Source organism: Ensifer sp. CCNWLY38 (assembly GCF_037120565.1).
Lineage (GTDB): Bacteria > Pseudomonadota > Alphaproteobacteria > Rhizobiales > Rhizobiaceae > Ensifer > Ensifer adhaerens_H.
Genome location: NZ_JBBBBO010000002.1, coordinates 103,031 through 129,210, shown reverse-complemented (window position 1 = coordinate 129,210; position 26,180 = coordinate 103,031). Strand labels below are relative to the sequence as shown.

The following is a 26,180-nucleotide window of genomic DNA, read 5'->3' as shown; positions in this document are numbered from 1 at the left end:
AGTGTTTCCACTTGAGACCGGGATGCTCTGGGCCTTCCTGTCAGACTGTCCTGCGCCATGCCTTTTCCCATGCCTTCGCCTTTGGCCGCCCCGTTTGGCACGGCCATTCCATCGCGCTCATCGCGCGCCAAATCCGCTTGTCTTCCCCCCCGCCGGCAAGCCGCTTCCGCGATCCGCCCCTGATGGGCGGACCGGTCAGGTCGGTCCCTTGTGCCGCGCGTCCGCCTGGGGATGCAGGCGGGACGACGGGTACCACTTCGGGCTCGTGAGCCGGCCCGCACCCACAAGGAGTGCAGCCGCCTGCTCCCGGCGTCCGGACCGCGCACGCCGCCGGCCGCAACCATTGCCGGTTTCGGAGACGAGGCATGCGCCGGTGACGGCTTGCCGGCGACGAATTGCAGCGAGAGGAGGAAAAGTGCATGCGGTTTCCCGCACGCGTCCCGCTCGCGCCAATTTCGATCGCTCATGATCTTGGGCCGAACCGACCCAGGATCATCGCAATCCAAAAGCGAGAGGCTCCGGGGAGGAAGCGGAACCTCTCGCCCGCTGCGCGCCCCCGAAATCGTTGCCGATCGGGAAGACAGCAGCTTTCTCAAAATGCTCGCCGCAATCGCAGCGGCGACCGATCTGTTGGGCCATTGCAGCGCCGCGCGCCTTTCAGGACGCTGGCAATGCTGGCCGCCGCCGGAAACATCAGGTGATTTGCACCACTCATTTCCGTTGACATCCTATTCATAGTAGGATTTCCTACATTCATCAAGAGGAAATTTCCTATTGGACGTAAGAAACGGAATCTGGGATGCCAGTGCCATGGACGAGTTGCGCCGCCTTATCCGGGAAGCAGTCGACGCGAAGAAGACGACCTACAAGGATCTGTCGATCGCGATCGCGAAGAACCACGCCTATATCCAGCAGTTCGTCGAGCGCGAGACACCGCGTGAACTGCGCGAGCGCGACGCCCGCACGATCGTCGATCTGATTCAGGGCGCCCCCGCCGGCGAAGCGGCACCGCGACGTGCGCCCGGCTTCGCCCCACAAATCGTGCCCGGCGAACAGCTCGTCGGCCATCGTGACCTGCCGATCTTCGCCGCCGCGCAAGGCGGCGACGGCCACGTGATCGTGACCTTCGATGCGGTCGAATATGTCAAGCGCCCCTCGGTACTCGAGGGCGTCAAGGGCGCCTACGGCATCTACCTCACCGGCAGCTCGATGATCCCGGCCTATGAGCCCGGCGACATGGCGCTCGTCCACCCGCATCTGCCGCCGGCGCGCGACAAGGACGTGGTGCTCTATCACGTGCCGCCCGCCAACGACGCCGAGGCGATCATCAAGCGGCTGGTCTCCTTCAACGACCGCGAATGGACGCTCCGACAGTACAACCCTTTCCTGGAATTCACCGAGAGCCGGGTCGAGTGGTCCTTCTGCCACCGGGTGGTCGGCAAATACAGCGCCCGCTAGAGCCCGCAGGACCAAAGCGAAATATCATCGCATATTCAACGCGCTATTTCGCTTACATGATTCAAAACAGCAAACCGGCGACATAGTTGGCCAAGCCCTGAACAGGGCCGCAATGGGCGCCGACTTGCCTCGACGACTGGCCGTGGGGAGCAAGTCCCGACCACAGGCACGCCAATTCTGCACCAAGGGCCAGCCGATCCCACAGGCATTGGCCGACTCACCCCGCGCAGCCAGACGAGGATGATGGAGGCAGCACAGCCCTCTCGAACAGATACGGCACAGCCCACCGCACCAGCCCGCCGCGCGAAAAACGCCATCGCACCGGCCGCCGTTGCGGCCTGGCTTTCCGACCGCCTCTCGCACGCCCTCCCACTTCAGGCAGCCATCCCCTCCTCGATCTCCATCGGCAGGTCGCCCGACATGAAGAGCACCGTGGCGTCCTCGAACTCCCCGGTCGCCAGATCCCCTGAGCGGCTGAAGGCCACGACGCCCACCTTGGTCGCTGCCAGCCTTTCGGCCAGCCGCACCGCATGTTCGGCCCCGGTCGCCTGCACCGGATTGTCGGCAAGCAGCGCCCCGCGGCTCCCCAGCGTGAAGCTCTGAACCACGAAATAGGTGATCATCCCATGCTCCTTTTCCGCCACCTGGAATGGCGGCCCCAAGGTGGCGCAATCAATCGAACAAAACAAGAACAAATAATCGCCTATCGACAACTCAACGCGGTTCCGCGAAGAAAATTCCTGCCGGCGACGCCTTTCCTATTGACGGGCTAATAGGATTTTTCCTATATTACCACAAGACGAAACCGGAGGGACCGATGGCACCCGAAAGGGCGTGCCAGCGCGCACCTCGAACAGGCCGAGGTGAACGATGCCCGACGTGCTGATCGCGGATGCTGTGACGGGCCTCGCCCCGTTCCTTCACGGACGCGAGGTCATTCTCGCCGTCATGACGCTCGGCACCGGCTATTTTTGCGAGGAGACAGACACGGTCGGCACCACCTACCGCACCGCTGCCGATTGGCTTCGGGTCCACGATGGCGAGCATGTCGCAAAGCTGATCCGCTTCGATCTCGACGCCCTCCACGGCGAAGACGTGACCGAGACAGTCGCCGACGCCTGGCTCGAAGGCTACGACGAGAGCCCGCAAGAGGAGCACAAGCTGCCGGCCTTTGTCCGCACCTCCGACGCCTGGGAGCGCTGGTGCGCGGATTTCGACGCGGAACGCGCGCCCTACAGCCAGGCCGTCCACGGCACCCTCAACCACCGCCAGCAGTTCGGTGCCGATCTCAGATGACCGTGACGCTCGACAAGTCCGCCCTCTTCGCCGCCATGGAAGCCTTCTGGGAAGCCGATGGCGGCAATGAGCGCGGCGTGGAAGCCGCGATATTCGCCTATCTGCAGCGTCAGAACCTCACCGCTTTCAACGACATGGCCACGCACAAGCGCGCCGCATTGGCCGCGGCAAACGCGCGGGCACGGACATCCGCCCATGGGCATGACGACGGCGCAAAGCGCCCAATATTGGCAATCATCATTAATTTGCAGAAATGCTAATAAAGTAAGCGGGGAGCACAAATAGGAGAGAATCGATGCCGCGCCTTGCTCAATTGTATTTCAAGACCGCAATCATTTTCCTGATCATCGGCCTCTGTATCGGCCTGCACATGGCGATCAGCCAGGACCATGCCGCCACGCCGGCGCATGCCCATGCGAACCTGCTCGGCTGGGTCACGATGGCGATCTTCGGCATCTATTATGCGCTCAATCCCGCCAAGGCCGAGCGTCGGCTCGCCATGATCCAATATTACGTCTACACCGCCAGCGTCGCCGTGCTGGTGCCGTCGCTCTATCTGATGGTCACCGGCAGGCCGGAGATCGAACCCATCGTCGCTGCGGCCTCGATCGTCGCCTTCGTCGGCGTACTGCTGTTTGCAGTCGTCATCTTTTCGAGCAGCGAAGCGGTCGCTCAGCCGAACGCATTGCGGCCGCGATAACGGGCGTCCTGGCACCGACCGCGCCACCATGGAGCACGAATACAGGAAAGGCCAAAGTGCCTTTCCTGTACCGGTCCTTGCGCCCTGGATCATTTCATTGTTTCATCGAAACACTGAAGTGATCTAAGCCTTTGAAATTACGCAATTTCGAACGGAAAACCGTTTCGCACTTTTCCTGGAATTGCTCTATTTCGAGGTCGACTTCAGCACCCGGTGCGTCGCGTCGTCGAGTGCGTGGCCGGTCTCGGCGCTATCCTGCCGAAAGCCGCGCGCCGTGTTGCCACAGGCCGACAGGGCAAGAAGCGCTACAGCGCCGCGCGTCTTATCAGACGCGCAAAGGTCGCTGTAGCACTTTGAATTGCTGCATGTTCTTGTCCTTTAATCGGGTACGATTAAAGGAAACATGCAGTAGGCAGAGAACCATGAGCATCGCCTTTGACATCATCGTCTCCGTCAGTTTCTCCACTCGGAAATGAGGCGGAGCCCGACAAAGTCAATCGGCCCTGCTCAAGACCGAAAACTGCAAAAGACGGGCGCGACGCCGATGGCCCGCTGCGTGGCTCTTCTCAGGATTTATTTTGGCGAGCGTACCGGAATCGCCGAATCAGGCCTTCCCCCGGCTGGCGGATGCGCGCTAGCTTCCGTACCGCGCAGTACGTTCTTTCTGACTGCGCTTCCCCGCACCCCGAGCCATTTTGGGTGCCTGCTTGCCCCGCCCTCGTGCGGGGCTCTTTCTTTTTCGCAGTTTGTCGCGCGTGTCAGTCGACCTTGAACACGGCGTCGCCGACAAAGACGATGACATATTGCCCGCCTTCGCCCGCGCGCGCCCAGCGCTGCAGCGTCTCGACATAGGGCGTCTCTCTCCAGATTTCCGGATAATCCGGATCGACGAGAACGGTGACCTGCGGCCCCTGCCGATAGATCATCATGCGCGAGCGCGCCGGATCCCAGGCGTCGTCCAGGCCCTCATCCGTGCGCCAGAGACAGAGGAAGTCGCGACAGAGTTGCGGCCGCTGCTCATAGATCCGGCACCCCTCACCGTCGATGCAATGCCGGCACCAGTCGTTTGCCGGTTTTTCCAACGCGTCGATATCCGGCAGCCGGCAGCAAAGGGTGCAGGTGCCGCAGGCGCGCTCGCCGAGCGGTGTGGATGTCGAAGAGGTCGGAATGATCATCGGCGGACGCTATAGCACATTGCCCTTCCTCAAGGGAACGGACCAGCGGCGTTCACCCCATTGCGGCGAGCCGGGCACGAGCATCACGCCGCCGCCTCGCGGCGCAGGCAATTATCGACTGCGCCTGCGGACTGCACCAGGTACGCGGTCGGGGCAGCGAGGCTGCCTTAGCCGATCCGCGGGCAACCGCTGCGGTTGGCGAGATAGATCCTGGAGTATTGTCCACGCCGTCCGATGCCCTCGACGACGATTCGGTTGCGGGTCATTCCGGCGATCTCGGGATCACGCATGCCGTAGCCATAGGCGCGGCGAATGGCCTGGCGGGCGCTGCAGCCGCGCCGCGGGCTGTAGTAATCGTCGTCATAGCGGCGTTCACGCCGATAGTCCCGATCCCAGTCGCCATCGTCGCCGCGCGGTCCGATATAGAGATCAAGGGACTGCGCCGGAGATACCGAAGGCAACGCCGTGACGGCGCCTGCGGCGACCAGGAGCACGGCCAGAAGTTTGCTCATCTTGTGTGTCATATCAGTCTCCTCCACCCGCTACCCATTGAGAGGAGCTCAAGGCTAGCCCAGTGAACGTGAATGCAGGGGTAACAAACGACCCGCCAAAAAGTTGCGATGGTCGCGTCATGGCGAGCGAAATCGGCTGCCTTCAAGCGCGGTGGTAGAAATCGCGGCATCACCGGGTCGATGGCATTGCGCATTTCCCCACCGGTGTTTTTCATCTAAGCCGCCCTATATCATGCATATAAATACATATCGGAATGGGCATGAAAGACATTACCTATCCCTTCAGGGCTCAATCCGACGCCGAGATGATCTCGGACCGAAACCTCTTCGATCGCCTCATCACCTGGTACGAATCGGCCAAGGTCGAGCGTCGCGAACGCACGGAGAGCCGAGAAGTCGATCTTCGCTGCGTCAGCCCGCAGGGGCAAACGTCGCTCTACCCCGATGATCTCCCGCTGGTTTTCCTCAGCCGCAACGATGCCAGGCTGATGCCCGGCTTTCTGGCGCATTACCGGTCGCTGGGCGTTACCCGTTTCATCTGCGTCGATGATGCCTCGACCGACGGGACGCGTGAGTATCTGCTGGGCCAGCCCGATGTCGACCTGTGGGCGTCTGCGCTGCGCTACGGGGAAGCCCGGCGCGGCCGCCTGTGGCGGGAGGCGCTGTTTGCGCGCTATGGCGGCGACCGCTGGTACGTCAACGTCGATTCCGATGAGTTCCTGATCTACGACGATTGCGAGAACCGCACGCTCTGGTCGGTGATCCATGCGCTCGAGGATCTGAAGATTTCACGGCTGCCCGCACCGATGCTGGATATGTATCCGGTCAATCTGCGCACGGCAGACGTCAATCAGCTGAAAACCCGCGCCCCCTGGGAAGTCGCCGATCATTTCGACAGCCGTGGCTATTCGCTGGCAACGACCACGCGCGCGATCACGGTCAAGGGCGGCGCGCGCCACCGCGAATTCGAATCCGACCTGGAACTGATCAAGTATCCGCTGATCTTCTGGGACGAGGACTGTCGCTTCGGCGCCAGCATCCATCAGCCGCTGCCCTATCAACGCAATTTCTCTTCGGTGCTCGGCGCGCTGCTGCATTTCAAGTTCTTCGCCGACTACGAGAAGCTCATCGAGGATGCCGTTGCCGACGAACACTATCTCGCTGGCTCTGCAGTCTCTGCGAAGATGACGGAAACCCTCGCCGGCACCGGCGCGCTTGATCTCTTTTCCCATTCCTCGGTGAAATTCGGCGGTTCGAAGCAATTGCTGCGGCTCGGCTTCATCACCCCCCTTTAAATCCACCGCCGGCGGCGAGCGCTACTGCATGTCTCCTTAAATCGACTTCGATTTAAGGACAAAGACATGCAGAAAATCAAAGTGCTACAGCGACCTTTGCGCGTCTGATAAGACGCGCGGCGCTGTAGCCTCGCGACCCGCGGCCCTCAGCAGTCAGCCTTCACACACCGGAAAAGCGCCGGCTCTCCCGGCGCAGGCGCCCTGAAGAACCCATCACCGCGCCGCTCCCGGCCATGTCTCCAAGCCGAAGATGAACGGCACGGCCGGTCGCTGCGCGACTGGATTGATCGTTTTTCAACCGATCCGCGAGCTTGGCCGTTGATAATTCGATCGACCGCTCCATTTACAGCTCTGAGGCACTTAACCTGAGGAGAAGCCTGCATGAATCGAAACACAGTCATCGGCATCGTGGTTGTGATCGTGCTCATCATCCTTGGCGTCGTGTACCTGAGACCGGGGGCCAAGCAAGCCACCGAGACGGCACCGGCGACGACGACGACGCAGCCCGCGACGACCGAGCAGCAGCCAGCGACGACGCAGCAGCCGGCAACGACTGACCAGTCGACGACTCAGCCCTCGACCACTCAGCCGTCAACGACCGAACCGTCAACGACCCAACCGTCAACGACTCAGCCGGCAACGACCCCGTAACGGCTACGAAACGCGACCACCCCTGCCGCACAGGCGGCCAGCGGGTGGTCGCATGAAACCAAACAATGGGGGCATCAGGCAGCCCCTGGGCACGAGCACGTGTTTCCTTTCGGTCCGCTGAAGATAACAATCCGGCTACCGCAAGGCGTTTGAATGCGCGTCGTCTTCCTCTGTTCGCTGCTGCTTCTCTCGTCCTCTATCCCCACGTCCCGGAAGAAGCTCTCGACGCAGGCTGGTGCAGGAAGTGGCGGCAGCAAAGGCGAAAGCGGCCGGCAGGAGCGAGAAAATCTCGCCGCAGCGATGATAAGACGCGACTGCGCCGCCAAGCTCGCCGCGAAATAGATCATCAACGGTTCTGTTGGCTCAGGCCGGTCCCGATCCAAACCACCCAAATCGTGAACCGGATCGATGGAAAGGGAGAGGCCCGCTGACGCGGGCCTCAGTTGTGTCTCACAACCGGATAGCCGACCGGCATTTGCCAGAGGGATATGTCGGCTATCTCGGGCTTCTTCACGCCTTCCTCCGCGCCGATATCGCGGAGCATGCGATCCGAGAGATGGCTGAGCTGGTTGAGCGTCCGACGACGCTTCCAGGCGGCAACAAGGAAGGCACCGACTGTCCGCCGGAAGCCGAAGGTTCGAAACAGATCGTCCATGATCGCCGGCAGGGCGCTGGCGGAGGTGAGTTGCAATTCGCGCATGATTATTCCCGCCGCCGCGAGCGGCCGGGTCCTCTAGATTATGGATGCGCGCGGACACGGAAACGCGTTCCGGAAACCGGTCACATCAAGTCAAAATGGAAAATACGAAAAGGCGGAACTCGGGTCGCGTTTATGCGCCGAAGTAATTCACAGAATTGTGGCACACTCGTCGTGACGAGCAGGCCATTCCACCAGAGGCGCACATCTGAACAAAATTATGATTCATCGTATGCCTCCTCTAGTTTGAGCTCCGATTTGGTGAAAATTACACGAGATTACTTTTCCGGCAAGGCGCAATCACGCGCTGTCGGAATGACGAGGTCACCTGTTGCAAGGGAGCAACAGGTAGTGATCCCGGAGCTGAAACCAAGGACCACCGCTGCGACCCGCTTCCGCCGCTTGAGGGAAATGCCCCAACAGGAATCCGACGCATATTTTCAGGACCACATCGACCTGCTCGCAAAGCTGGCCGAACAAAAAGACGAAAACATCAGGCGGCTTGGCGACTTCAAGAGACTGTGCGGCAAGCGGTTTCCACAAGACGCATAAGCTACTCGACACGCCGCAGGCGCGGGCTGCCGCCGCCGTGCATGCCGGACTGCGGATAGTCCAGAACCCAGCGAGCACCGGTAGCGTCGTCTATGAAGTGCTCGACCCAGTTTTCGGAATCTGTGAAGACGCGACGAAGCTTCGCGGCGCATTCGACTGCCGCCGGCCCCACAAGTTCAGCAGATTCGTCCACCCCGTTCACGGATCGGCACCACATGGCACAAACTTAAAGAAATTGAATTCAATCAGCGTTTTAGGAGAAATTTGGTGGGTGATCACGGGCTCGAACCGTGGACCCGCTGATTAAGAGTCAGCTGCTCTACCAACTGAGCTAATCACCCATCCGTGGCGTCGCTTTAGCCTACAGCTCTGTCGCACTCAAGAGGAAATCGTATCGTCGGCTCGTTAAATCACAGCTGCATTCCACCCACCGGTGCGAGCGAGATCCTGTCATCTGCATCACACGGACGGGGCGTTGGTGCACCATTATCGACCCGCCCAATGTGCGAGACACGATCTCCACAGGCGGCCGATACCAGCCCAATGAGTTTTTCAAAAAAATTTCACAAAGCCGCTGGACAACCCAACGGAACGCCTTTATACGCCCCCTCACGACAGCGACGGGACTTGACCGAAGCGGTCGCGGATGGGTGATTAGCTCAGTTGGTAGAGCAGCTGACTCTTAATCAGCGGGTCCACGGTTCGAGCCCGTGATCACCCACCAAATTCTCCTAAAGCGCTGATTGAATTTCTCTTTTCCTAAATGCACGTTTTCCGCTTCAGACGTAGAGTTCGCCTGCGGCGATCTTCACCGCGTGGCCGGCGATGCGGGCATTGCTGATCTCGCCGCCGGCGATATCCAGATGCAGGTGGATGAAGGACGGCCGTCCCATTTCCACCCCCTGCTCGACCAGCACCGGGTGATGACCGTCGACGAACTGGTCGAAAAGATGGATGGCGCCGGAGAGAGCGGCCACGGCCGAGCCGGTCGCCGGATCCTCGAGGTTGCCGGCGCCGGGGCCGAACTTGCGCGCGTGGAAGCGCGCCGTGTGGTTCACGCCGCCGCGACAATAGACATAGGCCGGGGCCAGCCGTCCCTCGGCCATCGGCGTCAGCTGCTCCCAGCGCAGCGAATCGAACTCGATCGAGGAAACCGCCGCAACATCGTGCACCGGCACCATGACGAAGGGCGCGCCGGCACTCCAGAACGAAGGCACGTGGTTCTCGAAGCCGATCTGTGATTGTTTCAGGCTCAATGCGTCGGCGATCGCCTGCCGGTCGAAGCGGGCATCGAGCCGTACCGATTTGCGCGGCAAGTCGAACTCGGCAAAGCTCGCAGCCCGCGGCTTGAGGCGGACGGCGCAGCGCACCGGACCCACCTTCTCCTCCAGCACTTGCACAAGGTCGATCCCCTCCTCGATCGCGCCATGCTGCGCCTCGGCGATCGCGATCGCCGCGCCAACGGTCGGATGTCCGGCAAAGGGCAATTCCTGACTGGGGGTGAAGATCCGCAGCTTCGCCGTATGCGCAGCGCCCCCGGGCCTGCGGATGAACACCGTCTCCGACAGGTTGAATTCCTGCGCGATCGCCTGCATCGCCTCGTCGTCCAGCCAGTCGGCGCCGAAGACCACAGCCAGTGGGTTGCCTTCGAGTTGCCTGTCGGTAAAGACGTCGTAGATCGCGTAGCTCAGCGCCATTCATGTCCCCTTGCTAAGATGCCCCGAACTTTGCCGCGTCGGGGCGCGGGCGGCAAGCGTTAAAAGCACCCGTGCACAGCTCGGCGCGGATCGCCATTTCTTTAACCTCGGCGCCGCCTGCATGCCCCGATCGCCGCACGCGGCACTAGGCAGCAAAGACCACCAATGTTGTTTACAGCTTTGATCTAAGAGAGCCGTCCAAACTTCCGGGATCATGTCGCAATACCTTCAGACATTGACTTCCGCCTAAGCCCTCGTCGGACTTCCTCCGGAAAATCCAATACCAGTCGTTCGCCAGTTGCGAGCCACCGACGGCTGAACTCGGGTCTTATTGTCGCGGTGTGACGGCCTCCGGATGAAAGTGATACGTGCCGTCGCCCAATGGCGCGACGTCCCCAATTCCCGGGAAAGGGAAATGGTAGCCATGATAGCGAATACCTTCGGTCACGACCTTGGCGAAAATCGCGGTCTTCGCATCCGCGGCCTGCTGCGGGTTGGTGTCGTAGTCCATATGGAAATACCATTCCGGATGAGCCAGGTCGTATACCTGATGGTGGCAGACGTCACCGGTGAAGACCATTTTTTGCCCTTCGCTCTCGAAGATGTAGGCGCACATCCCGGCGGTATGACCCGCGACGGAAAACGTGGACACCCCTGGGAACAGGGTCTCGCCGGCAGTAAAGAGCGTCAGCCTGCCGCGATAAGGCGCCACTGCTTCAAGTGCTCCTCTCGTCCACGCCGATCGGAAGTCATTCCGCTTCAAGTTTTCCGGATCGGTCCATTCAGCCCATTCCCGATCGGTGCAGAAAAGCTTCGCGTTGGGGAAGGTCGCACTACCGTCGGGATGGATGAGGCCATAGGCGTGATCCGGATGCAGGTGGGTCATCAGCACCGCGTCGATGTCTTTCGGATCAATACCGGCCGCGCCGAGATTGTCTATCAGACGACCCATGTCGCCACGCCATGTGAGTGTCCGCCCCGTGCCCGCATCGATGAGAAACAATCTGTCGCCCGTGTTCATCACGACTGGGTTGATATCCATCGGAATGTGGTCGATGGGCAACCGATGGACGGATTTCAGGCGGGCGATCTCGGCTGGATCAGCATCGGGGTAGAAGCCCTCGTAGCTGTGATGGATATAACCGTCCGAGACAACCGTCCCCTCGAACACCCCCAGTCGGAAACGGTACCAACCGACGTTTTGGACGCCGTGCACCTGACCCCATTCCCCGGGCGTGACATCTGTCCCCGTCGCCATGAGCGCTCTCCCATCTTGCTCAACAGCCCGCGGCACACAGTTACCGCGCTACCTTCCATCATCTCGACAACAGTAGCAAAAGCTGAAGGAAACATCAGCAACTACTAACAATCGTAGATCCGAGTCTTGCCAGCCGTCCCGCGCCTGGCTCGGGCGCTTCGGGCTAGCGTCATCGATCTCAACGCCAGTTGTTCCAGGATCGCGCCGGTTTTCAGTTATTTGAATGTCAGTAATGGATATTAATTTAAGTTTTGAATTATAATTGAAGTACAATAAATGACTGCACTTAATAAATATAATACTTGTTTGCAATTGTTGTTTGCTTATAGATTGCTTTCAGGAGGATGAAAACAATGGCAAAGATAGTCGGCACTGATGCGAACGACACCCTGTTCGGGACAGACGAAAACGACAATATCTGGGGTCTCGGCGCCAATGACACGCTGGACGGCGGGCTTGGGAACGATTTTCTCTATGGCGGGGCCGGTAACGACGGCCTGATGAGTTTCAGCGGCTATGACGAGCTCGATGGCGGCGATGGCGATGACCGGCTGGAACTCAACGGAACGGGCGGCGTGGCGCGGGGAGGTGCCGGCATCGATACGCTGGTCATCAATCTTTCAGGGACGGTCAACCGAGTCACGTTTAACGGCATGAACCGCCACGTAACCTTCGGTGACCCGGCTGAGACCGACAATCACATCTTCTACCGCGGCATTGAGCGGCTGGAGCTGACGACCGGTAGCGGCAAGGACATTGTTGAGGGTGGCACGGGTGACGACGTGATCTCGACCGGAGACGGCGCGGACATCATCGGCGGCCAGTCATTGCCGAACACCCATAATCAAATGAGTTCCCTGGGTGCTGATGTTATCGACGCCGGTGCGGGCAACGACACGATAATCGATCGGTTCGGGGCCAATCATCTTTCTGGCGGCAGTGGCGACGACAGCATCACAACGACACTTTCATCTGCCGAACTCGACGGCGGCGACGGTGACGACACGTTACGGTTCGAGGATGCGGATCGGACCGATGATGTCACGGTCGATGTGGTCAATGGCGTTACATCGACCGGTACGGCCTTTCACAATTTTGAGCGGGTTTACGCACATACCGGCAGCGGCAATGATACTTTGCTCGGTGGCCTCAGTCGCGACAACCTCTTCGGCGGCAATGGGGCCGACCGCCTGTTTGGCGGCGAAAATAATGACTATCTCTATGGCGAAGGCGATGATGACCGCCTTGAAGGCGGTGCCGGAGTCGACTCACTTAGTGGGGGTGAAGGCGATGACCACCTCTCTGGAGGCGACGGTGCGGATCGTCTGATCGGCGGTGGGGGCGCTGACACATTCCACTGGAGTGGATTTGAGGTTCGCCATAGCAGCATCGACCATATCGTCGATTTTGACACCCAAAGTGGCGACGTGATCGAGTTGGGGGGCTTCTATCCTGGCGACACCAACATCTATAATTTCGATTCCTTTGTGGCTGCCTCGCATGACACAGAGGAGGGTCTCTATGTAGCCTTTCATGGTGAAACCGAAGGTATCCTCATCGAAGGCGTTTCGCTTGCGGACTTATCTGCCGACGATATTGCTTTCACGTTGTGAGACTGCAGTGTCGGTGGCTGGTCCGGCGGAAGTCCGCTTTCCACCCTGCGCGGTCCTTCCTGATTGTTGGGATGTGAGGACCGAGGGGCGCGGGCATGTGTGAGGGCGTGGCAGTTCTTCCTGCGCATCAACAGGGCCTAAGGCGCAAGCAGACGCGCGCGGCATAAGCACTACAAATACAAAAAGATAGCGCGACTTATTGATTCATGGTCGTGGCGAGCGGATGTTACCGAAACAGCCACTCCAGAATGGGCGGAATGAACGGCGGATAGTTGTACGCCCCAGGGTCCGGCCCGAAAATGGCGATCGCCTCGTCGATCTCCGGCTCGGGATCACCAGCGATATGCGCCGCGACGCGGGCAACCAGCGCCGCCGCCGTTTCCGGATAGCGGTAGACGCGAAGCACGGTCACGGCGCGGTCCATATGCAGGAGGTGATAGCCGGGCTCGGCGGCGGCAAGCGCGAGGTCGATGCCGGTTTCCTCCAGCGCCTCGCGGCGAATGTTGCCGGCGATGTCGCAGCGGCCGTCGACGATATCCTCGGGCTCCAGCGAGCCCGAAGGGCTGTAGACGCGGGCCGGATTGGCCGTGTGCGACCCCATGCGCACCAGGATCAGCGCGCCGTCGGAAGACAGGATCGCCGGCATGGCGAAGAGATGGAAGGCGCCTTCGGCTCGTGTCTTCCGCCACCAGAGAAAGGTCGAATAGGGCACAACATGCCCCTCACCCCGAATCCGCCCATCCTCGATGCGAAGCGCCCGCTGCAGCACCATGCGGCCATCGAAAAGATGCGGGTTGGCCGCGATTTCGCGTTGCCAGTTCTCCTGCGCCCGCTCGACCTCGTCGAGGTGAAACGGATGCGCCGCGCCGTTGACGCGGATATCGACGTCGTCGATCGGGATGATGACGCCCTCGGCCGGCCACAGCGCCGTATTGCTTTCAAGAGCGCCCATGATCACACGTCCAACTCGATCGCCACGGGGCAATGGTCCGACGCCTTCGGCCGGTCCCAGCCGGTGCGCGGGTAGCGCTCCACTTCGAGCCCCGGCGGAAAGATCGTGCGGAACGGCTGGCCGCCGCGGATGACCTCGGGCACCTGGGAATGGTTGCGCTTGGCAAGCGCCGGCGACAGCCAGATATAGTCGAGCTGGCAGAGGTGCCGCTCCTGCGGTCCGCGGCTGTGAAACAGCGTCCAGCGGTCCATCACCGGCCGGCGCAGCATCGGGTTTTCCACGAAGCCGTCATGGCTGAAGACGTCGAGCGAGCTCGTTTCCTCCTCGTGCGGCACGAACTGGTAGCCGTTGCGCCGGTCGCCGAGGATGTTCACCTTCTCCTGGTAGTCGTTCATGTCGCCGCAGATCGCAAACATCTTGTCGGCGGTCTTCCCCCGGCCGAAGCGGCTTTCGATGATATGGCGCACGGCGCTCGCCTCGGCCACGCGCAGCGGCATCGTCGCCTGCCGGCCGTCGAGCCCTTCGCGCGCCGGCCCCATGGATTTGAAATGCACGACATAAAGCGTCAGCGGCCGCCCGCCGATGCGCAGATCGAGTTCCAGGCAATCGCGCTTGAAGATCCGGTCGGCCGGCCGGTTGGTGAGCGCTATTCTGTCGTTGAAGAGGTCGAGATCCTCATAGGTCAGCCCCGCATGGCTCTTCACATCCAGGCACTCGATCGGCTGGCCGTCGCGCGTCTCCTCGCGCATCAGCACGGCCACGTCGATGCCGCGCGAATCATTGCCTTCGATCAGATATTTCTGCCGGTAGCCGTTACCCACCATGCGGAAGAGATAGTTGTATTCGAAGGCCTGCAGCGAGGCCATGTTGTCGGCTTCCTGCAGGCAAAGGATATCCGCATCGCAATCGGCGATCGCGAGCGCCGACATCTGCCGCGTATCATCGGTGTGCGCGATGGTGCGCGCCTCCTCCAGCCGCTGGTATTCGGCCTCCGTCTTCACGTCGAAGAGCCTGAGGACCCGGTCCTGCTTGAGTTGGTTGCGAAAGCCGGAAAAATCGAAGCGGCTCAGAAGGTTCTCGATATTGAAGGTGGCAAGGCGAAGCGACATTTATCAATTCCGTGGCATGAAATGCCGGGAGCTTAGAGCAATTACAGGAAAAGTGCGAAGCGGTTTTCCGTCTGGAATTGCAGCAACGTGATGTCCTCGACGCTGCGATAGGCGCGGTCTTGCTCCGGTTGCCTGCCATGGCCGGACTACCCTTTCCCGATGTCGTCCACCGAAACACCAAGGGCGCTCGCCAGTGCCTCTTTGCCCTTGTCTCGTATCCGGGAAAGGCCCGCAGTGATCCCCTCCTGCCATGACGGCCCGCGATCCCATGCTTCCTGATAGGCATCGGCCAGCACGTCGCCCTGCCGGACTTGCTGCATCGCCTCAAAGAGCGTTGCAGCTTGCAGCAGGTCCTTTTCCCTCTTGGCCCTTCCAAGCGCGTCCGTGGGCCGCCTGGAGGCCACGATGACCTTGTGGACGGCATACCTCTCGGGGGCCGGCACATTCACGCTTACGCCCTCCCGGTGCAGCAGCACGGTCCTCACGGGCTCGTAGATCAGATAATCCAGGAACCGCAGATTTTCTGCAGACGCGCCACCGAGGGCAGGCATAGGTGATGGCTTGCCCGCATAGTCATCCGACCCCCGGTTTCCCGTCAGGAATTCTACCCGGTAATTGCCGCGGTTGGCGAACGCAGTCACCCGAGCCTTGTCCGCCTGATGCGGGACGGCGCGGAAGGACTGATCGACCTCCTGCAAGATGTCGAGAATCGGTGGCAGACTGTCGTCAACCTCGTGCGAGATGGCGAAATCCTGTGCCAGATCAGCATCACCCGTCTGCATCGCGGCCCTAGGCAGCCGCACACCAAGAACGCCTGAGTAACAGCCATAAGCCACTGAGCCGACGAGCACCCCGCGAAGGCGGAAGAAGCCCGCATCAGCCAGCGCCTTCGTGATGTCGCCAGCGAACCGATCAGGACCCGACATGCCGCCCGAGCGAATGAGCGTGGAAACCAACCGCCGCCGCTCCCGCATGTTGTCCTTGATTTCACGATGCCGCCTGACCCGCGCCGCAATCTCGGTATCGGCGGCAGGACCGACGTAGCGCCGCTTGTCGCCGTCGGAAGTGGGGACATCGAAATAGAAGTAGTCCTTCCCCTTCACCGGGACCGTGACGAAGCGCCCCTCAAGCGGGAAGTCGGCATGAAACTGCGCGTCGAGCGATTGTTGAGCGAGCTCCGCGAACATCGTCCGGAATACAAGTTCGATTTCCCGCATCTTCCAACGCCCTCATTGTAGTGCTTTTGCGTTATAATGTTCTTGCAGAAAAATTATAACGCGCCTGTGTGTTGTCAAGAACCGGCGCTCCAGTTGCGAGATCCAGCGCGACGGTTATAATTTTTTTGCGAAAAAATTATAACCGTCCACCTCCTGAAAATCCGGAACTGCATACGGCTGCATTCCTTCAATGCTGCAACCGCGTTTGCTGCCTCCACGTTGATCCATGTCATCCAGAACGCGAACCAATATGCTCATATGGCGTTAGTGTATGACCTTGCGCTCATGGAGGATGGTTTGAACACCGAAATCGAACTCAAGCTCGAGATCTCTCCCGAAGATCTTGACCGCTTTGCCGCATCCGGCCTCCTTGGTGAGCCGGCGCGCACAGAGCAGCAACGGTCCGTCTATTTCGATACGCGCGGCCGTGATCTCTATCAGTCAGGCTTCACGCTGCGCATCCGAACGGTCGGCGCGGCCCGCACCCAGACGATCAAGGCGACCGGCCCCGGCGCATCGGTCTTTGCCCGTCCGGAATGGGAGCAGCCGCTTTCCGCCGATGAGCCGGTGGTCGATCACACCACCCCGCTTGCCGCCGCGTTCGACCTTGAGCCCGACGATCTGGAGCCGCACTTCACCGTCGAGGTCGAGCGCAGGACCTGGGAGGTCGACCAGGACGGCACGCGGATCGAAGTGGCGCTCGACCGTGGCATGATCACCTCAGGCAATCGCCAGACCGCCGTCGGCGAGATCGAACTCGAGCTGAAGGATGGCGACCCGAAGGCGCTGTTCACCCTCGCCCGCCGCATCGAGGCGATCGTTCCCTTCCGCTTGGGCGTTCTTTCCAAGGCCGAGCGCGGCTTCCGCCTGATCGACGCTAGGCCGTTCGTCTTCAAGGCGGAGCCGATCGAGCTCGACCGCGAGATGCGGGTGACGAAGAGTTTCCGCACCATCGCGCTTGCCTGTCTCAGGCACTACCGCCTGAACGAGGACGTGCTGCGTGAACGAAAGAACCCGGAGGCGCTGCACCAGGTCCGCGTCGCCCTTCGCCGACTGCGCTCGGCCATCTCGCTCTACAAGGATGTGCTTGGCGATGCGGAGAGCGCGCGCATCAACGGCGAGCTGAAATGGCTGGCCGGCGTTTTCGGCAAGGCCCGCGATGTTGACGTTCTCCTGACGCGTGATCCGGAGCCGGAGTTGCGCGACCGCCTGAAGACGGCGCGCGCCGCCCGCTACGTCGAAGCCTTCGAGGCCCTCGACGGCGCACGCGGCCGCGCCCTTCTTCTCGATATCCAGCAATGGCTGCACTGCGGCGACTATCTGTCGACGCCGCCCGCCGAGCTTCGCGACCGGCCGGTGGCCGACTTCGCCGAAGCCGTTCTCGACCGCGCGCGCCGCAAGCTCAAGAAACACGGCCGCGCCCTCGCCAAGGTGAGCGACGAGGAGCGGCACGAGGCCCGCAAGGATGCCAAGAAGCTGCGTTATGCCGCCGAATTCTTTGCCGCGCTGTTTGACGACAAGCGGGGCACGCGGCGCCATAAGCGGTTCATCGATGCGATGGCCGGACTGCAGGACCGGCTCGGCACGCTGAACGATCTCGTGTCCGGTCCCTTTGTGCTCGCTGAAATCGGCCTTGAGGATCATCCGGACGCCGAAACGCTCATTGTGCACGCCGACAAGGACAAGCTGATCGACCACGCGCAGAGCGCGCTTGACGACGTGATCGACGCCAAGCGCTTCTGGCGCTGAGCCACGGCCGCGCCGACCCGGCCATCGCACACAACCGCAAGGCTTCATTGTATTCGCCACGAAACGGCGCATACTCACGCCCATCGTTGGACTGTTTATACGGGCTCCAACGGCTGAAAGTTCATTCGCGCTTTCGCCCCAGTTCTGGAGGTCGCGCGATGAATTCCACGACCCGCCAACAGGCGATACACCCCCATGACATGCAGGAGATCGAGCGCATCTTCGACGACATCCTGCGCGATCGCGGGCTGACGCGACGCTGCGAAGCCGCAGAGCGGATCGCAAAGCGGCTTGTTGCGATCTACCAAAGCGGCGTTCGTGACTGCAGCGCGCTGAAGGCCCTGGCTAGAACATCCCGCTTTCAAGCGTGATCGCTTGAAGCGGAAAGATGCACTACAGCGCCGCGCGCCTTATCAGGCGCGCAAAGGTCGCTGTAGCACTTTGATTCTAGAGCATCTTTCCGCCTCCAGTGATTCCACTTGAGAGCGGATGCTCTAGCCGAGCGACAATGGCCGGGCTCCAGCAAGCCCGTCAGCCATCACTGTCTTGGCCGGCCATCGCCCGGTCGATCCGTGCTGCCAGCTCGTGGCTGACCGGCACCATCGGCAGGCGCATTTCCGGGCTGTCGATGAGCCCAGCGCGCCAGAGCCAGTGCTTGATCGGAGCCGGGCTCGGCTCGGCAAACAGCAGCCTCGGCAGATCGGCAAGACGCTGCCAGTCGGCCAAAGCCCCCGGTTGATCGCCGGATATCAGCCTGTCGCGAATGGCGGCGAAGGCTGCCGTTTGAACATGGGCCGAAGCGGTGATCCCGCCTTCCGCCCCTTGAGTTAGCGCCGTGTAGAACAGCGGGTCTTCGCCGGTCAGCACCGCGAAATCCTGGGGCTTGTGGCGCAGCAGATCGAAGGATTGCGTCGCATCCGCCGAACAATCCTTGACGCCGACGATGTTTTCCCGCTCCGCCAGCTGCAGCATCGTCTCGTTGCCGAGGTTCACCCCGGTTCGGTAGGGAATGTTGTAGATCAGGATCGGCCGTCCGGTGGCATCGGCAAGTGCGGAGAAATGGGCGAAGAGCCCGCGTTGCGACGGCCTTGTGTAATAGGGGCAGGCGATCAGATAGCCGGTGATATCCCAAGGCGCCGTCCGCTCCAGCGCCTTTACTGTCTTCAGCGTGTCGCTGCCCGAAAGGCCGAAATAGACAGGTATGGACTTGCCCGCCGCAGCCAGGGTCTCGTTGGTGATCGCAACCAGCCGCTCGCCTTCCGCCTCGCTGAGCGCCATGCCCTCCCCGGTGGTGGCGCCGAGGATGAAGCCGTCGATCGGCTCTGCGGCATAGTGCGTCACCAGCCGACGCAGCGAGCGTGCATCGAGTTCGCCGTCGCGAAACGGCGTGATCAGCGGCAGCCAGAGGCCGCTCGGCATTGAATATGTGGCTTCCATGAAATTCCATCTCCTTCAAGAAACCGGAGACGGAGCGCAAGCGAAAACCCCGTCCGAACCGGCGGGGTCGATCTGATCCTTGTGCTTGCTATGCTCTGCGCGCAACGACCGACAGCCCCGGGTACGGGGCTTTTTTCGAGGTCGTCAGTTTGGCGAGACGGCAGATCATGGCGCGAAGGTCGAACAGTCCTCGATCTTTGTCAAGCGACGACGGAGGGCATCGGCCCGGGAGGCGACACGTTCCATACAACGGGAGTTCTGCCGATCGGCCAAATTACATTCCCCTGAGGTCGGACGTGGAGACCGCCTCCGCGGCGATCGGCGGGGCGGCAGGCGCTCAGGCACGAGGGCCCTGAAATGGTATCGGGACGCGCCACGGCTGGTCACCCAGGCGGGGCACATCCCGATGATATCAAACGGATTTTCTTGAGGCGGTTTTAGACGAGATTGGTCTCGACTTCGATGTTGCCACGGGTCGCCTTGGAGTACGGGCAGATCTCGTGGGCGGCGTGAATAATTTCATGGGCGAGGTCGCGATCGAGGCCCGGCAGGCTGACATTCAGCCGAGCGCTGAGGAAGTAGGAACCGTCGTCGACGTTGAGATTGATGTCGGTCTCGACCTCGGGGCCGGCCGGCAGCTTCACCTTGCGCTGCAGCGCGGCAAGCTCGATTGCGCCGATGTAACAGGCCGACCAGGCGGCGCCGAACAGGTTTTCCGCAGCCGGATGCGGCTGCGACAGCTTCAGTTCCAGCATACCGTCTTGGCTGCGGGTGCCGCCGTTGCGGCCGCCGGTGTTGTGGGTCTTGCCAGTGAATACGAGCTTCGTGGTCATGTCATTTCCTCTCTGTCTGATTTATTAATCGGATCCGCTTCAATCGGATGCGATGTATATAGATGAAGCTGAAGGCGACGTCAACACCATTGCGATTTAATCGGATACGATTTATATTAAGTGCAGATACGGAAAGAGAAAAAAGGACACCCCCATGCCCGCCTCCAAAACAGCGAGCCCTGAGACCACGCCTGCAAAGGGCGGCAAGAAGCTCTCCAACTTCCTTTGCTTTGCGATCTATTCCGCAAACCTCGCCTTTGGCCGCGCCTATAAACCCCTGCTCGACAAGCTGGGCCTGACCTACACCCAATACGTGACCCTGGTGGCGTTGTCGGAGGAAGACGACCAGACCGTCAGCATGCTTGGCGAAAAGCTCTTCCTGGAATCGAACACGCTGACGCCGATCCTCAAGAAGCTCGAAGCGGACGGCTATCTGCAGCGCCGTCGCGACCCTTCGGACGAGCGGCAGGTGCGCCTTACGCTCACGCCTGCCGGCCGCGAACTGGTGGACGCGGAGCCGGGTTCGGCGCTCTTCGAAGCCACTGGCCTCGGCGACGACTTTCCGGTCGTGCAGCAATCGGTGGCAAGCCTGCGCGACAACCTGCTGCACTCGATACAACCCGGATCCCAGAAGAAATAGCCGTCGCTTCGATCCCTATGGCCGGCAACCAACGACGACGGGCGGCATGAGACCGCCCGTCCTTTCCACCCTCATCAAGTCAGTTTGTTTGGGCGTCTCGCCCTCGTCGCATTCATGCGAAAGATCATAGCAATCGCAAATGCCAGAATACGCAACGCTGAAATCCTCATAAACAACTGACTTGATGAGGGAGATTTTGCCTGGCGACGGGCTTTTCCGCGATGCCTGGGATGATCAGAGATATCCTCGTCGACAGTCTGAGGGCGGCCGCTGGCCGCCCATTGCCGTTTCGCCGGCTCGCGGCCACTTTGAAGCGGCCCGTTCCGATCACACTTACGCCTCGACGCGCCTGCGCGACTCCATCATTTCGGCCGCCCGCGCGTAGCCGCCATCCATGCCGTCGAGAAAATGCAGATGCGCATCCGGCCGGGCTGACGGTACCAGGCAGGTCATCAGCGCATGTGATTGCCGGTGCAGCCCGTATTTGACCTCACCCCTTGCCCTTGCCGCAAGGAGGATCGCTTCGACCCGATCGATCTGCCCGACTGCGGCGTCCACCGTCAGGCGAAGACCATCGTCGTATTTGCGAAAGTCCGAATTGGCGGCAACGCCCAGCCAGCGCTCTGGCGCGATATAGACCCGCTCATCCTTCGGCACGCCCATTTCCGCGGGCAACGGATGCGACTGCCGCGGCGCCTCGTCGAAGACGGCAATCACGTCTCTGGCGAGCGCCGCGAAACGCGCCGGCGCCACATCGTCCGTCGGCTCGACCAGCAGCGACAGGATCTGCCCGCGCCGGCTCGGAAACGGTCGCCACTCGCAGGCAAGCCCCGTCAGATCAGGTTTGGTGCCATCCTTGTCCGGCTCAAGCTGGTAGCGTCCCCTCTTCAGCTGCTGCTCCGCCCATTTGAGCCCGCCGCCGGCAAACATTGCGTAAGTGGCGTCTTTCGAAGCGGCGTAGCGTGCGATCGTCACGTCCTGCCCGTGGGCACGGATTTCCCTGACGCTCAGCAGGCCGACGCGAAGGTCGAGGCGAAATCGATCCTTCACGAAGGCTGCAATCTGCCTGAGCGCTGCGGTCGCCGTCATTTCCCCTTCCGGCGGAAGCGCAAAGGCGGCGCCATCGCCCCGAAAGACGAAGGGGAAATCGAAATTGCCCCAGGCATTGCCGATCGCGGCGATGGCCGAGGCGCCCGTGTAGTTGACGTCCTCGTAGCGCCCGGACCTGATCGCCCCGGTCGAATCGACGACATCGGTGATCCCCACCAGCCAGTCGTCGGGCAATGGCTCATAGGCATTTGGGTCCAGCACCCGCGAAAACTCGCTATAGGCCTGCACGCGTTGGGGCTCAAACTGCATCAGCTTCCTCCAGTCGACGGACTGATCGCTGTGGACGGGGCTTTTCCAGGGAATGCCCGAGCGCTCTGAGGCGCACCGGCATCCATGGGCTTGCCGCCTCACATTAAATCGGATGCGATATAAATACTGAAGCGTGTCGCAATGTCAATACAATGCGATTTAATCGCATACGATAATAATCACGGCAAGGATAGCTATACCAAAGCGTGGGTATCCTGAGGGATTGCCGCGGGTCTGAGGTTCCGCCCGATGGTTGCAAGAGCGCGCTCACGCGATCGCGACGATCTCGAGCTCCTGGTCGCCGACGCTCATGACATCGCCGACCGCCTTGCCCATCAGGATTCGCGCCACCGGCGAGACATAGGAGATCGATCCCGCCTTGGGGTCCGCCTCGTCCTCACCGACGATCCGGTACTTTTGCACCCGCCCGTCGTCGCGGCTGAAGGTCACCGTGCTGCCGAAGGCGACGACATCGGCCGAGCCCGGCTCCGGCATCAGCTGCGCCGTGCGCAGACGCTCGTTGAGGTAACGCAGGTCGCGCAGAGGGCCTGCCTGCTGACGGCGCTTCTCGTTGACGTCGTCGACTACGGCCGCCGCCTCATAGGCCACGCGCGCCTCCTGAAGCTGCGCCTCCAGCGCCCTCAACCCGGCTTCCGTGACCAGGTTCGGATGCGGCGAAATCGGGCGATCCGGCAACAGTGTCTCGGCGGCGGTTTCGGCACTTTCTTCCTTGGTGAAGGCAACGCTCAATCTTTGGAACTCCGTCTGATTGCAACACGCTTTGGGCGCCGGGTCCAATATCGCTCCGTCGCTGGCCAATCAACACTATCGCATTTTCCGGTCGCCAGGCGTGAGAGGAATATCACTGTCCTGCCAAACCGCCTCTCGCGCATCCCCAATTCTTGCAACCGGGATTTGCGGCCGGGGTCTCTTCGCACCTCGGGCCTTGATTGTATCGCGGTAGCTCTGATCTAAACGACTGCAATACCGGAAGCAGTTTCACCCCAAGTCTCGAACATGGGCGGGCCCCAAACCAATTTCCGACCGGGGGACCCCGAACTGCCTCATGCGGAGGAGAAAAATCGTTGGCCGAACCGTTTGTCGTCTTTGGAGCGTCAGGCTCGGGATCCGTTCCGATCGAGGCGGCCCTCAGCCTTCTCGAATTGCCCTATCGCGTCGAGGAATTCGCCCCCTGGGAGGGGCAAGAGGAAGCGGAGAGGCTTGCTCGCATCAATCCGCTTCGGCAGGTTCCAGCCCTGGCGCTGCCGACGGGCGAATTGATGACCGAAAGCGCCGCGATCCTGATCTGGCTGGCCGATGCCCACCCCGAACGGCGGCTCGCACCGGCGCCGACAGACCCGGCACGACCGGCCTTCCTGCGATGGATGACCTTCCTATCGGCGGCCATCTACGCCCTCTACTGGATTGCCGACGACCCATCCCGCATCGTCGAGCGGGAAGAGGACCACGCTGCCGTCAAGGCGCGCCTGTTCGAGCGCATCGCCCACTGCTGGGAGCGGATGGGGGCGGAGCTGCGCCCAGGCAAATACCTTCTCGGCGAGGAACTGTCGGTTCTCGACCTCTATGTGGCGACCGCCTCGCGCTGGTCGCCGGGGCGCCGCCGCTTCTATGAGGTCGCACCCGGGCTCACGCAAACGATCCGCCGCGTCGACGCCGATCCCCGGCTGGCGACCCTGTGGGCAGAGCGTTTCCCGTTTACGCCGGGCTGGGAGCGGTAACCCTCCCCGTTCGGATCCCTGAAGCCGACGCACAAAACCGCCGGCTTTCCTTTGGATCTGCCGCAGCAGGCTCGCTCAAAACACCGATGTCGCCTCCAATGACCAACGACCCACTGCCACCGCTCCTCACCGAAGACGACCTGCGCCACATCACCCGCTGGGCGGTGCTCTCAGCCGAGCGGGCGCTCCCGGTCTTCGAGGCGGCCGTGCCGGGCGACAGCCGCCCGCGCGAGGCGATCGCGGCGGCCCGCGCCTTTGCCGGGGGCGGGCCGCGCACCGCGCATCTGCGCAAGGCCGCGTGGGGCGCTCAAGCAGCGGCGCGCGCGGTCGACGATCCCGCCGCCAAGGCCGCCGCCCGCGCAGCCATTGCCGCAGCCGGTGCGCCCTATACCCACCCGATAGAAACGCCGCATCAGATCAATCATATCCTCGGCCCCGCCGCCTATGCCGTCCAGGCGCTCGCCCTCAGTGCGGACGACGAAGCCGCTACAATGGAAAAAGAACTGCACTGGGCGATCGCCGCCGCACCGGAAGAGATCCGGCGCATCGTGGCGAAGATGCCGGGGCGCAAGCCCAGCAAGGGCGCGTTTCACGCCCTGCTCTATCGGCTCGATGTCGCCCCGCGCCGCTGATCGTCCTGTAACAAGGCCCGTAGCGTTGCCATAGCACCCTTACCCTCAAATAACCGTGGATTGAGCGGCCAAAAAAGCAACCCAGCATAGCGCACCCTTCCCTCAGCCGTTCAGGAGTGCTTACGTTCGCATGGGGAATTTTAGTCAAAGCTGAGGGAAAAATGAAAATCCGTTATGCCGTGCTGGCCGCTGTGCTGGCTGCTTCTTCGTGCGCCAAGCGTCCGGACGCGATTGTGCCTGTCGAAATTCCGATGGCCGCTTACTCAAATCAGAGCTGCCAGGGCCTAGCACAGGAACTTACAAAGGAGCAGAGCACACTGGCGAGTCTCTCCAAACAGCAGCACGACGCCGCGACAGGCGACGCCATGGGCGTTTTCCTGATTGGTGTGCCCATGTCGAGCACGTTTGGCGGCGACAAGGAAGGCCAAGTGGCAGTGTCAAAGGGCAAGGTCACGGCGATCGAATCTTCGCAGAAGGCGAAGGGATGTAAGTAGAACGATGCAAAACCAAGGCCCTTTCCAACGCTGGAGAGGGCCAGATTTATGTTGCGGACCGCTTCACGCTGTCCTGGAGATGCTGGCCCGAAGGGATCAACGCAACGAGCGCTCCCGTGCTTTGCCCGCTTCCTCGCTGATCCAGGCGATCACCGTCTGGAGCGCCGGTGATTTGCGATAGCGCGGCCAGACGAGGTAGAAATCCGAGGGCCCGGACATCGACCCCTCGAAGATGCGGATCAGCCGACCTTCGGTTATATCCTGCGCCACGAAATCGCCATTGGCGAGCACGATGCCCTGGCCGGCGATCGCCGCCTCGATCGCGTGCGAGGTCTGGTTGAAGCTGATGCCCTTGAACGAGGCCTGCCGGCTTCCGCCGAAATGCCGTTCGATGAACTCCGGCCAGAAATTATGCGCGTCGTGCAGCAGCGTATAGCCGGCAAGCTCGTCGGCATTGGCAGGCACCTCGCGGCCGGCCATCAGCATGGGGCTGCAGACCGCGACGATCTCCTGCTCGAACAGCAGCTCCACCGCCAGCCCCGGCCCGAAGGGCGGCCGCCCGTAGCGCACCGCCAGGTCCACGCCATCGGCGTGGAAGTTCGACATGCGATCGGTCGCGAGAATGTGCAGGTCGAGGTCCGGATGGCGCGCGGTGAAATCCGGCAGGCGCGGGATCAGCCATTTCGAGGCGAAGGATGGCGTGGTGCTGATCGTCAGCCGCACCGGCTGCGGCTTCAGCTCATCCGTCGCCCGGGCGATGATGTCGAGCGCGCGCCTGACATCGGCGATATAGGCCCGCCCCTCGCCGGTCAGCGCCAGCATGCGCGGCAGCCGCTCGAAGAGTTTCACCCCGAGCTCGGCTTCCAGCCCCCGGATCTGCTGGGCGACCGCCCCTTGCGTGACGCCAAGCTCCTCGGCCGCCAGCCGAAAGTTCAGATGGCGCGCCGCCACCTCGAACACTTTCAGCCCATTCAGCGAAGGGAGCCTTCCCGGTGCGTCACTCATCCGATAGTTTTTCTACTGCCATTTGAAAGCGAAACTTTCTCGTCGTCGCATGAAGGAGATGGTATTTCAATCGCGAGAGCCGCAAAATCCGGCATCATCCTGAATGCGAC

General features: G+C 61.5%; 30 protein-coding genes and 2 tRNA genes. 15 read left to right on the top strand and 17 right to left on the bottom strand.

Features of this window, described 5'->3' with window-relative positions; genetic code table 11:
- Positions 1–810: 810 nt before the first annotated feature.
- Entirely contained in the window at positions 811–1,458 is a 648-nt protein-coding gene (locus V7S54_RS04795; protein WP_065377457.1) for a S24 family peptidase, read from the top strand.
- Positions 1,459–1,832: 374 nt separating this feature from the next.
- On the opposite strand, the gene V7S54_RS04790 is transcribed toward V7S54_RS04795, so the two are convergent.
- Positions 1,833–2,081 carry a hypothetical protein gene (locus V7S54_RS04790; RefSeq protein ID WP_336409990.1) on the bottom strand — a complete coding sequence of 83 codons (249 nt, stop codon included), beginning with the start codon at positions 2,079–2,081 and terminating at the stop codon, positions 1,833–1,835.
- 247 nt (positions 2,082–2,328) lie between these two features.
- Between V7S54_RS04790 and V7S54_RS04785 the strand changes: the two genes are divergently transcribed.
- The 3 genes from V7S54_RS04785 to V7S54_RS04775 are packed head-to-tail and all read left to right on the top strand — an operon-like array spanning position 2,329 to position 3,454.
- The gene (locus V7S54_RS04785) at positions 2,329–2,754 is read left to right on the top strand and encodes a hypothetical protein (RefSeq protein WP_065377455.1); all 426 of its coding nucleotides are present in this window, start codon (positions 2,329–2,331) and stop codon (positions 2,752–2,754) included.
- Positions 2,751–3,014 carry a hypothetical protein gene (locus V7S54_RS04780; protein ID WP_336409991.1) on the top strand — a complete coding sequence of 88 codons (264 nt, stop codon included), beginning with the start codon at positions 2,751–2,753 and terminating at the stop codon, positions 3,012–3,014. The genes V7S54_RS04785 and V7S54_RS04780 overlap by 4 nt, the downstream gene beginning before the upstream one ends.
- A gap of 35 nt (positions 3,015–3,049) precedes the next feature.
- Positions 3,050–3,454 (top strand): hypothetical protein, encoded by a 405-nt coding sequence (locus V7S54_RS04775; RefSeq protein WP_065377453.1) that lies wholly within the window; start codon positions 3,050–3,052, stop codon positions 3,452–3,454.
- Between the two features lie 186 nt (positions 3,455–3,640).
- Here V7S54_RS04775 and V7S54_RS04770 read toward each other — a convergent pair whose 3' ends face one another.
- The 3 genes from V7S54_RS04770 to V7S54_RS04760 all read right to left on the bottom strand — a co-directional run bounded on the left by V7S54_RS04770 (position 3,641) and on the right by V7S54_RS04760 (position 5,153).
- Positions 3,641–3,748 (bottom strand): entericidin, encoded by a 108-nt coding sequence (locus V7S54_RS04770; protein WP_141679611.1) that lies wholly within the window; start codon positions 3,746–3,748, stop codon positions 3,641–3,643.
- A gap of 464 nt (positions 3,749–4,212) precedes the next feature.
- Positions 4,213–4,629, bottom strand: coding sequence for a hypothetical protein (locus tag V7S54_RS04765; protein WP_065377452.1), 417 nt, complete (start codon positions 4,627–4,629; stop codon positions 4,213–4,215).
- Positions 4,630–4,796: 167 nt separating this feature from the next.
- Positions 4,797–5,153 (bottom strand): hypothetical protein, encoded by a 357-nt coding sequence (locus V7S54_RS04760; RefSeq protein ID WP_065377451.1) that lies wholly within the window; start codon positions 5,151–5,153, stop codon positions 4,797–4,799.
- Between the two features lie 293 nt (positions 5,154–5,446).
- Between V7S54_RS04760 and V7S54_RS04755 the strand changes: the two genes are divergently transcribed.
- A complete protein-coding gene (locus V7S54_RS04755) occupies positions 5,447–6,436 on the top strand; it encodes a glycosyltransferase family 2 protein (RefSeq protein WP_065377458.1) in 990 nt (329 codons plus the stop codon).
- A 381-nt stretch (positions 6,437–6,817) separates the two neighbouring features.
- Complete coding sequence (locus V7S54_RS04750; RefSeq protein ID WP_065377450.1) at positions 6,818–7,087, top strand: hypothetical protein; 270 nt, start codon at positions 6,818–6,820, stop codon at positions 7,085–7,087.
- A gap of 439 nt (positions 7,088–7,526) precedes the next feature.
- On the opposite strand, the gene V7S54_RS04745 is transcribed toward V7S54_RS04750, so the two are convergent.
- Positions 7,527–7,787 carry a DUF1127 domain-containing protein gene (locus V7S54_RS04745; protein WP_065377448.1) on the bottom strand — a complete coding sequence of 87 codons (261 nt, stop codon included), beginning with the start codon at positions 7,785–7,787 and terminating at the stop codon, positions 7,527–7,529.
- A 255-nt stretch (positions 7,788–8,042) separates the two neighbouring features.
- Here V7S54_RS04745 and V7S54_RS04740 point away from each other — a divergent pair, with 255 nt between their 5' ends.
- Positions 8,043–8,336 (top strand): hypothetical protein, encoded by a 294-nt coding sequence (locus V7S54_RS04740; RefSeq protein ID WP_141679610.1) that lies wholly within the window; start codon positions 8,043–8,045, stop codon positions 8,334–8,336.
- 1 nt (position 8,337) lies between these two features.
- Here V7S54_RS04740 and V7S54_RS04735 read toward each other — a convergent pair whose 3' ends face one another.
- Both V7S54_RS04735 and V7S54_RS04730 read right to left on the bottom strand, forming a co-directional pair.
- The gene (locus tag V7S54_RS04735; protein WP_065377446.1) at positions 8,338–8,529 is read right to left on the bottom strand and encodes an Imm27 family immunity protein; all 192 of its coding nucleotides are present in this window, start codon (positions 8,527–8,529) and stop codon (positions 8,338–8,340) included.
- Between the two features lie 72 nt (positions 8,530–8,601).
- Positions 8,602–8,677: transfer RNA gene (locus V7S54_RS04730), tRNA-Lys, on the bottom strand.
- A gap of 307 nt (positions 8,678–8,984) precedes the next feature.
- Here V7S54_RS04730 and V7S54_RS04725 point away from each other — a divergent pair.
- Positions 8,985–9,060, top strand: a tRNA-Lys gene (locus V7S54_RS04725).
- Between the two features lie 55 nt (positions 9,061–9,115).
- Here V7S54_RS04725 and V7S54_RS04720 read toward each other — a convergent pair.
- Both V7S54_RS04720 and V7S54_RS04715 read right to left on the bottom strand, forming a co-directional pair.
- Positions 9,116–10,033, bottom strand: a complete 918-nt coding sequence (locus V7S54_RS04720; protein ID WP_065377445.1) for a PhzF family phenazine biosynthesis protein — start codon at positions 10,031–10,033, stop codon at positions 9,116–9,118.
- 328 nt (positions 10,034–10,361) lie between these two features.
- Positions 10,362–11,291: an MBL fold metallo-hydrolase gene (locus tag V7S54_RS04715; RefSeq protein WP_065377444.1), complete on the bottom strand. Its 930-nt coding sequence runs from the start codon at positions 11,289–11,291 to the stop codon at positions 10,362–10,364.
- Positions 11,292–11,644: 353 nt separating this feature from the next.
- On the opposite strand from V7S54_RS04715, the gene V7S54_RS04710 reads away from it, so the two are divergent.
- The gene (locus V7S54_RS04710) at positions 11,645–12,904 is read left to right on the top strand and encodes a calcium-binding protein (RefSeq protein WP_065377443.1); all 1,260 of its coding nucleotides are present in this window, start codon (positions 11,645–11,647) and stop codon (positions 12,902–12,904) included.
- A gap of 226 nt (positions 12,905–13,130) precedes the next feature.
- On the opposite strand, the gene V7S54_RS04705 is transcribed toward V7S54_RS04710, so the two are convergent.
- The 3 genes from V7S54_RS04705 to V7S54_RS04695 form a co-directional block, all read right to left on the bottom strand.
- Positions 13,131–13,856, bottom strand: coding sequence for an NUDIX hydrolase (locus V7S54_RS04705; protein ID WP_065377442.1), 726 nt, complete (start codon positions 13,854–13,856; stop codon positions 13,131–13,133).
- Between the two features lie 2 nt (positions 13,857–13,858).
- The gene (locus V7S54_RS04700) at positions 13,859–14,965 is read right to left on the bottom strand and encodes an endonuclease/exonuclease/phosphatase family protein (protein ID WP_065377441.1); all 1,107 of its coding nucleotides are present in this window, start codon (positions 14,963–14,965) and stop codon (positions 13,859–13,861) included.
- Positions 14,966–15,111: 146 nt separating this feature from the next.
- Positions 15,112–16,182, bottom strand: a complete 1,071-nt coding sequence (locus V7S54_RS04695) for a nucleotidyltransferase family protein (protein WP_065377440.1) — start codon at positions 16,180–16,182, stop codon at positions 15,112–15,114.
- A 297-nt stretch (positions 16,183–16,479) separates the two neighbouring features.
- On the opposite strand from V7S54_RS04695, the gene V7S54_RS04690 reads away from it, so the two are divergent.
- On the top strand, positions 16,480–17,931 hold the full coding sequence (locus V7S54_RS04690) for a CYTH and CHAD domain-containing protein (RefSeq protein ID WP_065377439.1): 1,452 nt from the start codon (positions 16,480–16,482) through the stop codon (positions 17,929–17,931).
- 158 nt (positions 17,932–18,089) lie between these two features.
- Complete coding sequence (locus V7S54_RS04685) at positions 18,090–18,302, top strand: hypothetical protein (protein WP_065377438.1); 213 nt, start codon at positions 18,090–18,092, stop codon at positions 18,300–18,302.
- Positions 18,303–18,462: 160 nt separating this feature from the next.
- Here the strand turns inward: V7S54_RS04685 and dapA are convergent, their stop codons facing one another.
- Complete coding sequence (dapA, locus tag V7S54_RS04680) at positions 18,463–19,368, bottom strand: 4-hydroxy-tetrahydrodipicolinate synthase (protein ID WP_065377437.1); 906 nt, start codon at positions 19,366–19,368, stop codon at positions 18,463–18,465.
- Positions 19,369–19,805: 437 nt separating this feature from the next.
- Positions 19,806–20,201: an Ohr family peroxiredoxin gene (locus tag V7S54_RS04675; RefSeq protein ID WP_065377436.1), complete on the bottom strand. Its 396-nt coding sequence runs from the start codon at positions 20,199–20,201 to the stop codon at positions 19,806–19,808.
- Between the two features lie 154 nt (positions 20,202–20,355).
- On the opposite strand from V7S54_RS04675, the gene V7S54_RS04670 reads away from it, so the two are divergent.
- The gene (locus tag V7S54_RS04670; RefSeq protein ID WP_065377435.1) at positions 20,356–20,841 is read left to right on the top strand and encodes a MarR family winged helix-turn-helix transcriptional regulator; all 486 of its coding nucleotides are present in this window, start codon (positions 20,356–20,358) and stop codon (positions 20,839–20,841) included.
- A gap of 333 nt (positions 20,842–21,174) precedes the next feature.
- Here V7S54_RS04670 and V7S54_RS04665 read toward each other — a convergent pair whose 3' ends face one another.
- Together V7S54_RS04665 and greA are read right to left on the bottom strand one after the other, a co-directional pair.
- On the bottom strand, positions 21,175–22,200 hold the full coding sequence (locus V7S54_RS04665) for a DUF3095 family protein (RefSeq protein WP_065377434.1): 1,026 nt from the start codon (positions 22,198–22,200) through the stop codon (positions 21,175–21,177).
- 267 nt (positions 22,201–22,467) lie between these two features.
- Complete coding sequence (gene greA / locus V7S54_RS04660; protein WP_065377433.1) at positions 22,468–22,950, bottom strand: transcription elongation factor GreA; 483 nt, start codon at positions 22,948–22,950, stop codon at positions 22,468–22,470.
- Between the two features lie 335 nt (positions 22,951–23,285).
- Between greA and V7S54_RS04655 the strand changes: the two genes are divergently transcribed.
- The 3 genes from V7S54_RS04655 (at position 23,286) to V7S54_RS04645 (ending at position 25,065) form a co-directional block, all read left to right on the top strand.
- Positions 23,286–23,939 (top strand): glutathione S-transferase family protein, encoded by a 654-nt coding sequence (locus tag V7S54_RS04655; protein WP_065377432.1) that lies wholly within the window; start codon positions 23,286–23,288, stop codon positions 23,937–23,939.
- Between the two features lie 98 nt (positions 23,940–24,037).
- A complete protein-coding gene (locus V7S54_RS04650) occupies positions 24,038–24,571 on the top strand; it encodes a putative immunity protein (RefSeq protein WP_336409491.1) in 534 nt (177 codons plus the stop codon).
- Positions 24,572–24,732: 161 nt separating this feature from the next.
- The gene (locus tag V7S54_RS04645; RefSeq protein ID WP_065376195.1) at positions 24,733–25,065 is read left to right on the top strand and encodes a hypothetical protein; all 333 of its coding nucleotides are present in this window, start codon (positions 24,733–24,735) and stop codon (positions 25,063–25,065) included.
- 96 nt (positions 25,066–25,161) lie between these two features.
- Here the strand turns inward: V7S54_RS04645 and gcvA are convergent, their stop codons facing one another.
- Positions 25,162–26,070: a transcriptional regulator GcvA gene (gcvA, locus tag V7S54_RS04640; protein WP_065376196.1), complete on the bottom strand. Its 909-nt coding sequence runs from the start codon at positions 26,068–26,070 to the stop codon at positions 25,162–25,164.
- Between the last annotated feature and the right edge of the window lie 110 nt (positions 26,071–26,180).

Bases quoted from the DNA above. Each gene is read 5' to 3' on its own strand.
- V7S54_RS04795 (WP_065377457.1), top strand. From the start codon at position 811: ATGGACGAGTTGCGCCGCCTTATCCGGGAAGCAGTCGACGCGAAGAAG.
- V7S54_RS04790 (WP_336409990.1), bottom strand. From the start codon at position 2,081: ATGATCACCTATTTCGTGGTTCAGAGCTTCACGCTGGGGAGCCGCGGG.
- V7S54_RS04785 (WP_065377455.1), top strand. From the start codon at position 2,329: ATGCCCGACGTGCTGATCGCGGATGCTGTGACGGGCCTCGCCCCGTTC.
- V7S54_RS04780 (WP_336409991.1), top strand. From the start codon at position 2,751: ATGACCGTGACGCTCGACAAGTCCGCCCTCTTCGCCGCCATGGAAGCC.
- V7S54_RS04775 (WP_065377453.1), top strand. From the start codon at position 3,050: ATGCCGCGCCTTGCTCAATTGTATTTCAAGACCGCAATCATTTTCCTG.
- V7S54_RS04765 (WP_065377452.1), bottom strand. From the start codon at position 4,629: ATGATCATTCCGACCTCTTCGACATCCACACCGCTCGGCGAGCGCGCC.
- V7S54_RS04760 (WP_065377451.1), bottom strand. From the start codon at position 5,153: ATGACACACAAGATGAGCAAACTTCTGGCCGTGCTCCTGGTCGCCGCA.
- V7S54_RS04755 (WP_065377458.1), top strand. From the start codon at position 5,447: ATGATCTCGGACCGAAACCTCTTCGATCGCCTCATCACCTGGTACGAA.
- V7S54_RS04750 (WP_065377450.1), top strand. From the start codon at position 6,818: ATGAATCGAAACACAGTCATCGGCATCGTGGTTGTGATCGTGCTCATC.
- V7S54_RS04745 (WP_065377448.1), bottom strand. From the start codon at position 7,787: ATGCGCGAATTGCAACTCACCTCCGCCAGCGCCCTGCCGGCGATCATG.
- V7S54_RS04720 (WP_065377445.1), bottom strand. From the start codon at position 10,033: ATGGCGCTGAGCTACGCGATCTACGACGTCTTTACCGACAGGCAACTC.
- V7S54_RS04715 (WP_065377444.1), bottom strand. From the start codon at position 11,291: ATGGCGACGGGGACAGATGTCACGCCCGGGGAATGGGGTCAGGTGCAC.
- V7S54_RS04710 (WP_065377443.1), top strand. From the start codon at position 11,645: ATGGCAAAGATAGTCGGCACTGATGCGAACGACACCCTGTTCGGGACA.
- V7S54_RS04705 (WP_065377442.1), bottom strand. From the start codon at position 13,856: ATGGGCGCTCTTGAAAGCAATACGGCGCTGTGGCCGGCCGAGGGCGTC.
- V7S54_RS04700 (WP_065377441.1), bottom strand. From the start codon at position 14,965: ATGTCGCTTCGCCTTGCCACCTTCAATATCGAGAACCTTCTGAGCCGC.
- V7S54_RS04695 (WP_065377440.1), bottom strand. From the start codon at position 16,182: ATGCGGGAAATCGAACTTGTATTCCGGACGATGTTCGCGGAGCTCGCT.
- V7S54_RS04685 (WP_065377438.1), top strand. From the start codon at position 18,090: ATGAATTCCACGACCCGCCAACAGGCGATACACCCCCATGACATGCAG.
- dapA (WP_065377437.1), bottom strand. From the start codon at position 19,368: ATGGAAGCCACATATTCAATGCCGAGCGGCCTCTGGCTGCCGCTGATC.
- V7S54_RS04675 (WP_065377436.1), bottom strand. From the start codon at position 20,201: ATGACCACGAAGCTCGTATTCACTGGCAAGACCCACAACACCGGCGGC.
- V7S54_RS04670 (WP_065377435.1), top strand. From the start codon at position 20,356: ATGCCCGCCTCCAAAACAGCGAGCCCTGAGACCACGCCTGCAAAGGGC.
- V7S54_RS04665 (WP_065377434.1), bottom strand. From the start codon at position 22,200: ATGCAGTTTGAGCCCCAACGCGTGCAGGCCTATAGCGAGTTTTCGCGG.
- V7S54_RS04650 (WP_336409491.1), top strand. From the start codon at position 24,038: ATGACCAACGACCCACTGCCACCGCTCCTCACCGAAGACGACCTGCGC.
- V7S54_RS04645 (WP_065376195.1), top strand. From the start codon at position 24,733: ATGAAAATCCGTTATGCCGTGCTGGCCGCTGTGCTGGCTGCTTCTTCG.
- gcvA (WP_065376196.1), bottom strand. From the start codon at position 26,070: ATGAGTGACGCACCGGGAAGGCTCCCTTCGCTGAATGGGCTGAAAGTG.